Origin of the sequence: Acidocella sp., assembly GCF_035535915.1 — a bacterium.
Classification (GTDB): domain Bacteria; phylum Pseudomonadota; class Alphaproteobacteria; order Acetobacterales; family Acetobacteraceae; genus Acidocella.
This window is the reverse complement of sequence record NZ_DATLPB010000075.1, coordinates 1-8768: the sequence shown is the minus strand read 5'-3', so window position 1 is coordinate 8768 and position 8768 is coordinate 1. Positions and strand designations below refer to the sequence as shown.

At 65.5% G+C, this 8768-nt stretch carries 6 protein-coding genes and 1 tRNA gene; 4 read left to right on the top strand and 3 right to left on the bottom strand.

From position 1 onward, the window contains the following. Both VNC39_RS09215 and VNC39_RS09210 read left to right on the top strand, forming a co-directional pair. On the top strand, nucleotides 1-1382 hold a 1382-nt coding region (locus tag VNC39_RS09215; RefSeq protein WP_325398423.1), incomplete at its 5' end, for an OB-fold nucleic acid binding domain-containing protein. A 157-nt stretch (nucleotides 1383-1539) separates the two neighbouring features. Next, entirely contained in the window at nucleotides 1540-3738 is a 2199-nt protein-coding gene (locus tag VNC39_RS09210) for a prolyl oligopeptidase family serine peptidase (protein WP_325398421.1), read from the top strand. 129 nt (nucleotides 3739-3867) lie between these two features. Here the strand turns inward: VNC39_RS09210 and VNC39_RS09205 are convergent, their stop codons facing one another. Beyond that, on the bottom strand, nucleotides 3868-5082 hold the full coding sequence (locus VNC39_RS09205; protein WP_325398425.1) for a chloride channel protein: 1215 nt from the start codon (nucleotides 5080-5082) through the stop codon (nucleotides 3868-3870). 147 nt (nucleotides 5083-5229) lie between these two features. Here VNC39_RS09205 and VNC39_RS09200 point away from each other — a divergent pair. After that, nucleotides 5230-5304 (top strand) — tRNA-Val (locus VNC39_RS09200). A gap of 210 nt (nucleotides 5305-5514) precedes the next feature. Here VNC39_RS09200 and VNC39_RS09195 read toward each other — a convergent pair. Both VNC39_RS09195 and VNC39_RS09190 read right to left on the bottom strand, forming a co-directional pair. Further along, nucleotides 5515-6162: a helix-turn-helix transcriptional regulator gene (locus VNC39_RS09195; RefSeq protein ID WP_325398419.1), complete on the bottom strand. Its 648-nt coding sequence runs from the start codon at nucleotides 6160-6162 to the stop codon at nucleotides 5515-5517. 109 nt (nucleotides 6163-6271) lie between these two features. Next, nucleotides 6272-7783 carry a leucyl aminopeptidase gene (locus VNC39_RS09190; protein WP_325398417.1) on the bottom strand — a complete coding sequence of 504 codons (1512 nt, stop codon included), beginning with the start codon at nucleotides 7781-7783 and terminating at the stop codon, nucleotides 6272-6274. Nucleotides 7784-7869: 86 nt separating this feature from the next. Between VNC39_RS09190 and cysQ the strand changes: the two genes are divergently transcribed. Beyond that, nucleotides 7870-8631, top strand: coding sequence for a 3'(2'),5'-bisphosphate nucleotidase CysQ (gene cysQ / locus VNC39_RS09185; RefSeq protein WP_325398415.1), 762 nt, complete (start codon nucleotides 7870-7872; stop codon nucleotides 8629-8631). The last annotated feature ends 137 nt before the right edge of the window (nucleotides 8632-8768 follow it).

Here is an 8768-nt window from a genome sequence, read left to right as displayed (position 1 = left end):
AGATTGCCCAGGTGATGGCGGGCTACACGCTCGCCGGCGCCGACCTGCTGCGCCGCGCCATGGGCAAGAAGATCCGCGCGGAGATGGACGCGCAGCGCAAGATTTTCTGCGAGGGCGCGCTGACGCTTGGCCATACCGAGGAAAAGGCCAACGAAATTTTCGACCTGATGGCCAAATTCGCCGACTATGGCTTCAACAAATCGCACGCCGCGGCGTACGCGCTGGTCTCGTACCAGACCGCTTATCTGCGCGCGAATTATCCCGTCGCCTTGCTGGCCGCCTGCATGTCGCTGTCCATTGCTAATACCGACAAGCTGGCAACCCTGCGCGGCGAGGCGATCCGCCTTGGCATCAAGGTGCTGCCGCCGGACGTGAACAAATCCGGGGCGGACTTCCAGCCGGAACAGCAGGAGGATGGCAGCTACGCCATTCGCTATGCGCTGGGGGCGGTCAAGCGCGTCGGCATTGCCGCGATGCAGGAGCTGGTGAAGGCGCGGGGCGCGCGACCGTTCAAGGATTTGTCGGATTTCGCCGCGCGCATCGACGCCAAATCGCTCACCCGCGCGCAGATCGAAATTCTCGCCAAGGCCGGCGCGTTCGATACATTGGTGCCCAACCGCGCCCAGGTTTTCGCGGCGGCGGAGACGATCATGCGCCTCGCGCAGTCCTTGGCAGAGGAGCGCAGCTCCGGGCAGATCGGCCTGTTCGGCGGCGGCGCGCCGGAGCCGGTGCGGCTGCCCAACACGCCGGATTGGCCGGATGTGGACCGGCTCGCCAACGAGGCCGAAGCGGTCGGCTTTCACATCAGCTCGCACCCGCTGGACATGTATGCGGTGGCGCTGAAGCGGCTGGAGGTCGTGCCCTCCTCGCAGATCGAACGCCGCGCCCAGGCCGGGGCCACGCGCATCAAGCTCGCCGGCACCATGGGCGCGAAAAAAGAGCGCATCACCCGCACCGGCAGCCGCATGGCCTGGATCACGCTGTCCGATGTCGAGGGCAGCTACGAGGTGACGCTGTTTTCCGAGGTCCTGAACCGTGTTCGCGAGAGTCTCGAAGAAGGCGTGGCGCTGCTGGTGACGGCGGATGTGCGGATCGAGGGTGAAGCGCTGCGCATCACCGCCAGCGACGTGGTGCTGCTGGACGAGGCGGCGGCGAAGGTCGGGTCCTCGCTGCGCGTCTGGCTCGACCGCACCGACGCGCTGCCGCATATCCGCGCGCTGCTGGAGCGCGAAGGGCGGGGCAGGGGGCGCGTGACCCTGGTGCCGAAGACCGGGCTGGAGCGAAATCTCGACATGGTGTTGCCCGGCGGTTTCAACGTGTCGGTGAAACTGGCGCAGGCGATGAAGATGGTGCCGGGCGTGGAACGGGTGGAGGATGTGTAGAAGGCGAGTTAAGTCAAGGAGGTAAGGCTACTTTTTGTGAACAAAAAGTAGCAAAAAAACTTTGTGAATCTGGGCCATGGGCGTTGTCATCGACGATGCCCATGGCCCAGCATAACAAAAGTTTTTGCGCCACTTTTTTGCTTTTTGTGAGGGTTTCATGCGCGCCTTGCACCGACGTGCCTTCCTCGCCACCACCGCCATCGGTCTTTTGTTCGCCGCCCGGGCCAAGGCGCAGCCGGCCTATGTGGCGCCGGTTCCTCTGGTGATCGGCAAGGGCCCTCCGGTGGCGCCGGTGCGGCCGGTGGTGGAAACCTACTACGGACAGAAAATAACTGACCGTTATCGCTGGATGGAAAGCGAAGGCCCGGAATGGAAGGCCTATGTGCGCGCCCAGGGGGCTTACACAGCTTCGGTGCTGGCGAAAATCCCCGGGCGGGACAAGATCGCAGCCGCCATCGACCGTGACACCGGCGTGGTCGCCGGGGCGGTGTCGATCCAGACCGGCGGGGGCAGTATCTTCTCTGAGGTGCGGCCGGCCGGTGCGAACACCTCCAAGCTTTATGTGCGGGAGGGTTCGGCGGGTAAGGACCGGCTGCTGCTCGACCCGGACCATTATGCCAAACCCGGCGCGCATGAAGAGCTGGATTGGTGGGCCTGCGCGCCGGACGGGGCGCACGTCGTGTTCGGGATATCCGCGGGCGGCGGCGAGCAATCGACGTTGCATATCCTCGTGACCGCCACAGGTGCGCTGCTGCCGGAAGCCATCAGTCGCACCGCCGATGCCAGCCCTTCCTGGCTGCCGGACGGCTCCGGCCTGTTCTATAACCGCCTGCAGGATGTGCCGCCGAGCAGCGTGCATTACGAGGAAGACAGCCTGTGCTGGTTCCACAAGCTCGGTACCGATCCCGCCGCCGACATCAAGGTGATGGGAAAGGGGCTGAGCCCGTCTGTGCCGGCGCGGGCCATCGATTTTCCGGGCGTCACCGCCACGCCGGGCTCATCGCTCGCCGTCGGCGCGTTGGTGTCCGGCGTGCAGAACGAACTGGCGCTCTACGCCGCCAATCTCGCTGACGCAGCTTCAGGCAAGCCTGACTGGCAAAAAATCTGCACACCGGCGGATAATGTCACCGGCTTCGCTGTGCGCGGCGAGAGCATTTACCTGCTCAGCCATCAGCATGCGTCGCGCTACAAAATTCTCAAGACCAGCGCCGCCGCGCCCGACGTGGCGCAAGCCGAACTGGTGGTGCCGCAGAGCGCGGCGGTGATCCGCGACATCCAGGCGGCGCGCGACGCGCTCTACATCCTCGACCTCGATGCCGGCCTCGGCGGGCTGCGCCGCCTGGCCCCGGATGGCACCGTCACGAAAATCCAACTGCCCTTCGCCGGCTCCGTCGACGAGGATTCCTTTTACGCCGACACGCAGCATGACGGCGTCTGGTTTCTGTTGGAAGGCTGGGTGCGCCCGCCGGTCGCCTGCCATGTGGCCCCGGACGGCACAGTCACGCAGACCGACATCGCGCCGCTTCCGCCGCTGGATCTTTCCCCCTATCGCTCGGAAGAAATTTTCGTCCCGGCCCGGGACGGGACGAAAATCCCGCTATCCATCGTCTATCGCCAGGGGGTGAAGCGCGACGGCCAGGCGCCGCTGTTGCTGGAAGCCTATGGCGCCTATGGCATCACCCTGAACCCGGCGTTCCTGGCGCGCTGGCTGCCGTTTCTGGACCTTGGCGGCGTGTTCGCGGTGGCGCATGTGCGCGGCGGGGGCGAGCTTGGCGAAGATTGGCATCTCGCCGGCCAAAAGCTGCAAAAATACCATACCTGGCAGGACACGATCGATTGCGCCGCGTGTCTGATCCGCTCCGGCTGGACCTCGCACCGGCGTCTGGCGGTCATCGGCGGCTCGGCCGGCGGCATTACGGTCGGGCGGCTGCTCACCGAGCGGCCGGACCTGGCGGCGGTGGTGATCTCCGAGGTCGGCGTGTCGGACGCGCTGCGCAGCGAGTTCTCGCCCAACGGCCCGCCCAACATACCGGAATTCGGCAGCGTCACCACCGAGTCGGGCTTCCGCGGCCTGCTGGCCATGGATGCGTATCAGCATGTGCATGACGGCGTGGATTATCCGTCCGTACTGCTCACCACCGGCCTGAACGACCCGCGAGTCGCCCCCTGGGAGCCGACGAAAATGACCGCGCGGCTGCAGGCGGCGACGGCGTCGAAAAACCCCGTTTTGTTGCGGGTCGAGGCAGACGCCGGGCACGGCATCGGCTCAACCCGTGCGCAGCGCGACCAGGAAACCGCCGATCTGATCGCGTTCATCCTCTGGCGCACGGGGGATCCGAGATTTCAGCCGAAGTAAGGCAAGGAAGGAAGCGCTACTTTTTGTGAACAAAAAGTAGCAAAAAAACTTTATTTACTCTGGGCCATGGGCGTTGGCGCGGACACAGCCCATGGCCCAGCATAAAAAAAGTTTTTGGTCCCGCTTTTTTCAAAAAGCGGCCACTTCCTTTTTTGCTTCCGGCTCCGGCGGCATGAAGCCCTTCGCCAACGCATGATAGAGCGGCTGCTTCATCACCAGCTTCGAGGCGCTGAAGCCGAGCATGGCGGCCACCATCAGCGGGATGACGTTGACGTCGTTATCGGTCATTTCCAGGATAATGACGAAGGCGGTGATTGGCGCCTGCACCACGCCGGCGAAATAACCAGCCATGCCGAGCACGGCGCCGAGGCTCACGGCTTTCGCGCCAAATCCTGCCAGCCAGTCCCCCAGCCCCGCGCCGACCGCCAGGGAGGGCGCGAAAATACCGCCAGGGAGGCCGGAAAGGGCGGTCGCCAGATTGGCGATGAATTTGGCCGGCCAGACATACCAGGCGAGCGCATGGCCGGTCACGGCGCTTTGCGCCTGCGCGTAACCGGTACCGAAGGTGGCACCGTGCGTGGCGATGCCGAGCAGCGCCACCAGCACGCCGCAGGCCAAGGGCAGCAGCAGTTTTCTGCCCTGGCTTTGCCGGGCGAGCCAGGCCTGGGCGCGATGGGTGCCTTCCAGCAGCAGGCGGCCGAAAGCGCCGCCGGCGAGGCCGCCCAAGGTGCCGCAGGCCAGCACCAGAACCCAATCCCATGTCGTGGTGACCGCCGCCGAGGTGGTGCCGAAATAGGTATAGTTGCCGACCAGCGCCAGCGAGACCAGGCCGGAGATGATCACGGCATAAAGCACCAAGCCGTTGGTGCGCACCTCGAACGAGCGGCTCATCTCCTCGATGGCGAAGACGATCCCGGCGAGTGGCGTGTTGAAGGCGGCGGCGATGCCGGCTGCGGACCCAGCGAGGATCAGCCCGCGCTGATGTTGCAGCCCGCGCCACCGCGCCACTTGCAGCATGAAGGCGGCCCCGACCTGCACGGTGGGCCCTTCGCGCCCCACCGAGGCGCCGCAGAGCAGGCCGACGACCGTGAGGAAGATTTTGCCGAGCGCAATCTTGATCGAAAGCAGCCGGTAGCGGTCGGCGCGGCAGACGGACTGCCGCGCCGCGATGGCCTGTGGGATGCCGCTGCCCTGGGAGCCGGGAAAAAATTCCCGCGCCATCCAGGCGCAGAACACGAAGCCGGCGGGGGTAAGGAGCAGCGGCAGGCCCCAGAATTGCTGGCTGCCGTGCGAAAACACCGCCTGCGCCCAGTTCGCGGCCTTGGTGAACAGCACGCTGATCATACCCACGAGCAACGCACCGCCCCAAAAAACCAGGCGTCGCCGCCAGGTCCGGCGGGACAGCCATAGCGATCGCCGTTTTAGTTTATCTCCCACCGCTTCCAACACTTGCCTCCTGCCGACAACGCCGCTAAAGACCGGACCGGATTTGGGCACATAGCTCAGCGGTAGAGCATCACCTTGACATGGTGGGGGTCACAGGTTCAATCCCTGTTGTGCCCACCAAATCCACCTAATTTTCAATTGGTTCGGCGCCTTTCCGGATCCAGAGCGTGAAGCTTGGAGACGGAAGGCAGAAGGCCTACTTTTTGTGAACAAAAAGTAGCAAAAAAACTTTGTTATGCTGGGCCATGGGCGTTGGCGCTGACACAGCCCATGACCCGGCATCGCAAAAGTTTTTGGTGCTGCTTTTGATCGAAAAAGCGGCCGCTTTCCTTACTGCCTGACCCAGACGATGCGATGCATCCAGACAATCTCTTCTGTCGCGAAGCGCAGTTCGGGGTGGGCGGGATTCAGGCTTGCCAGTTCGATGCGGGTGGCGGTGCGCTGTGCAAGGCGCTTGACCATCACCGTGCCAGCCGCGGCGCGCGCCACCACCCGGTCGCCGACGCGCACCGGGGCGGCGGGCGATACCAGAACGATGTCGCCCTCGCGGTAAACCGGCTCCGCCGAATCGCCTTCGAGGCTCAGCGCATAGGCATTGGTGTCGCTGGTGGCGGGGATTTCCAACTGGTCCCAGCCGGCGCCGGTGGGATAGCCGCCATCGTCGAACAGCCCGGCGCGGCCGGCCTGGGCCATGCCGACCAGCGGGATCTTGTTGCGGCCGCGCTGCTGCCGCGCCTCCGGCAGCGCCCGCGCGCCCATCACCAAAGCGGTGAAATCCTCGAGCCGGGCGCCCGTCGCCTGCAACACTTTCGCCAGGCTCTCGGTGGAAGGCCAGCGCGATTTGCCGCCCTCCGTGCGCCGCTTGGAAAGGTTGAAGCTGGTCGGGTCGAGCCCCGCCTTGCGCGCCAGGCCTGAGGGGGAGAGTCCATGCTCCGCCGCCAGGGTATCGATCGCGCGCCAGATATCGTCGTGCCGCATTCAGTGCCGCCAGTTCATGGTTCCCACCTGTTCGCATGCACCATAAACGGGGAGTCTTCCAAGACGACTCGGGACACGAAGGCGCGACCTTTATCGCGGCGCGGCGCCATCAGCCCTCGTAATGGTCGGCGACCAGGCGGTCGAGCAGCCGCACGCCGAAGGCGGTGGCGCCTTTCGGTGTCACGGCCGATTCCTTGCTGGCCCAGGCCATGCCGGCGATGTCCAGGTGCGCCCAGGGCTTGCCGTTGACGAAACGCTGCAGGAACTGCGCGGCGGTGATGGAGCCGCCGGCCCGGCCGCCGCCGATATTCTGCACGTCGGCGATCGCGGATTTCAGGTTCTTGTCGTAGCGCTGGCCGAGCGGGGCCAGCGGCATGCGCCACACATCGTCGCCGGTCGCCTTGCCGGCGGCGAACAGCCGTTCCGCCAGCTCGTCGTCGTTGCTGAACAAGCCGGCATATTCATGGCCGAGCCCGACGATGATGGCGCCGGTGAGCGTGGCCAGATCGACCATGAATTTCGGGGCGAAGCGGTCCTGCGCGTAATACAGCACGTCGGCCAGCACCAGCCTTCCTTCGGCATCGGTGTTGAGAACCTCGATGGTCTGGCCGGAATAGCTCGTCACCACATCGCCCGGCCGCACGGCGGTGCCGGAGGGCATGTTTTCCACCAGTCCGATCAGGCCGACCGCGTCCACCTTCGCCTTGCGCCCGGCGAGGGCGGCCATCAGCCCGACCACGGTGCCGGCGCCGGCCATGTCCCATTTCATGTCCTCCATCCCGGCGGCGGGCTTGATGGAAATGCCGCCGGTGTCGAAGGTCACGCCCTTGCCGACGAACACCACCGGGTCCTTCGGCTTCTTGGTCTTCTTGCCGTCGGCATCGACGCCGCCGGAGGCGCCGAACCACTGCATCACCACCATGCGCGGCTCGCGCGCGCTGCCCTGGGAGACGCAGAGCATCGAGCCGAAACCGAGCTTTTCCAGATCCTTCTGGTCGAACACTTCCACCTTTACCCCAAGCTTCTTGAGGGCTTCGGCGCGGTCGGCGAATTCCTCGGGATACAGGATATTGGCCGGCTCGGTGACCAGGTTGCGGGTCAGTTCCACGCCCGCGGCCACCGCTGCCACCGGCACGTAGGCGGCGCGCGCCGCCACCGCGTCGGCGGGCATGATCGTGAGCTTCGCGAGCTTCGGCGTCTCGTCTTCCTTCTGCGTGGTGCGGTATTTGTCGAACCGGTAGGCGCGCAGCCGCGCGCCCAGGGCCAGCTGCGCCGCGGCAGCCGCGTCCAGCGTCTCAGCCAGCACCGTCGCTTCGGTGTCCTTCGACAGGGCAGCGGCGATGGCGCCGCCGAGCATTTCCGCACCGCGCGCGGCAAACGCCTCGGCGCTGCCGGTGCCGATGAGCAGCACCTGCTTCAGCCCGGCGGTCGGTGCCAGGATTCTGGCTTGCTGGTCCTTCTTGCCGGTGAAGTCGGAAGCGGCGATCGCCCGCTTCAGGGCGCCGGACAGCGCCTTGTCCAGCGCCGCCGCGAGACCGGACAGGGGAGCGCCTTCGGCCACCGGCACGACCACCACGCCGGATTTCGGCACCACAGCTTTGGCAAACGCGATCTCGAGCATCTCTAACCCCTGTCATGGAACTGCCTCCGACCATAACATTACGGTATGGCTTGGCCAGTACGGGAGGGGCGTCTACACCATGATTTATGGATGATTCTGCGCTTCTCGACCTCGCCGTCGCCCTGGCTGAACAGGCCGCCGCCGCCATCATGCAGGTGCGCGCGGCGGGTTTTTCGGTAACTGCCAAAGCCGACGACTCCCCGGTCACCGTCGCTGACACGCAGGCGGAGGCCATCATCACCGCGGGGCTGCGCGCCGCTGCGCCGCATATTCCCGTGGTCGCCGAGGAGGAGGTGGCGGCTGGGCGCGTCACCGCTTTGGGCGCGCAATATTGGCTGGTGGATCCGCTGGACGGCACGCGCGAATTCGCGGCGGGACGCCAGGAATTCGCGGTGAATATCGGGCTGATCCGCGACGGCGTCGCTGTGCTCGGGGCCGTCGCCTCGCCAGCCTTGCACGAGGTGCATTACGGCGCGCTGGGAATGGGCGCCTTCCGCCGCCGGAACGGCGAGAGCGTGCGCATTTTCGCGCGCCGCGCGCCGCCCGCGGGGCTCACGGTGATGGCCTCGCGCCATTATGCCGCCGACCCAGCCTTGGCGGCGCTGCTCGGGACCTACAAAATCGCGTCGCTGACGAATATCGGCTCCGCTTTAAAATTTCTGCGCGTGGCAGAAGGGGCGGCGGATTTCTATCCGCGCCTGGGCCGCACCATGGAATGGGATACGGCGGCGCCGCAGGCGGTGGTGGAGGCGGCCGGCGGATGCGTGCTCACCGCCGCCTGCGAAAAGCTGCGGTATGGTAAGAAAAATTTTGAAAATCCAGACTTTTACGTCTGGGGGTTGCGGTAGTTTCATCCGGCTTTCACGCGTGGACGTTGAAGGCGCCGGGGCGGATTTCCATATCCGCCGGATGAAGAAAAACCTTTTCACCGCGCCCCTGGCGCTCGCTCTCCTCGCGTTCAGCCTGTCGGGCTGTGTCTGGTATT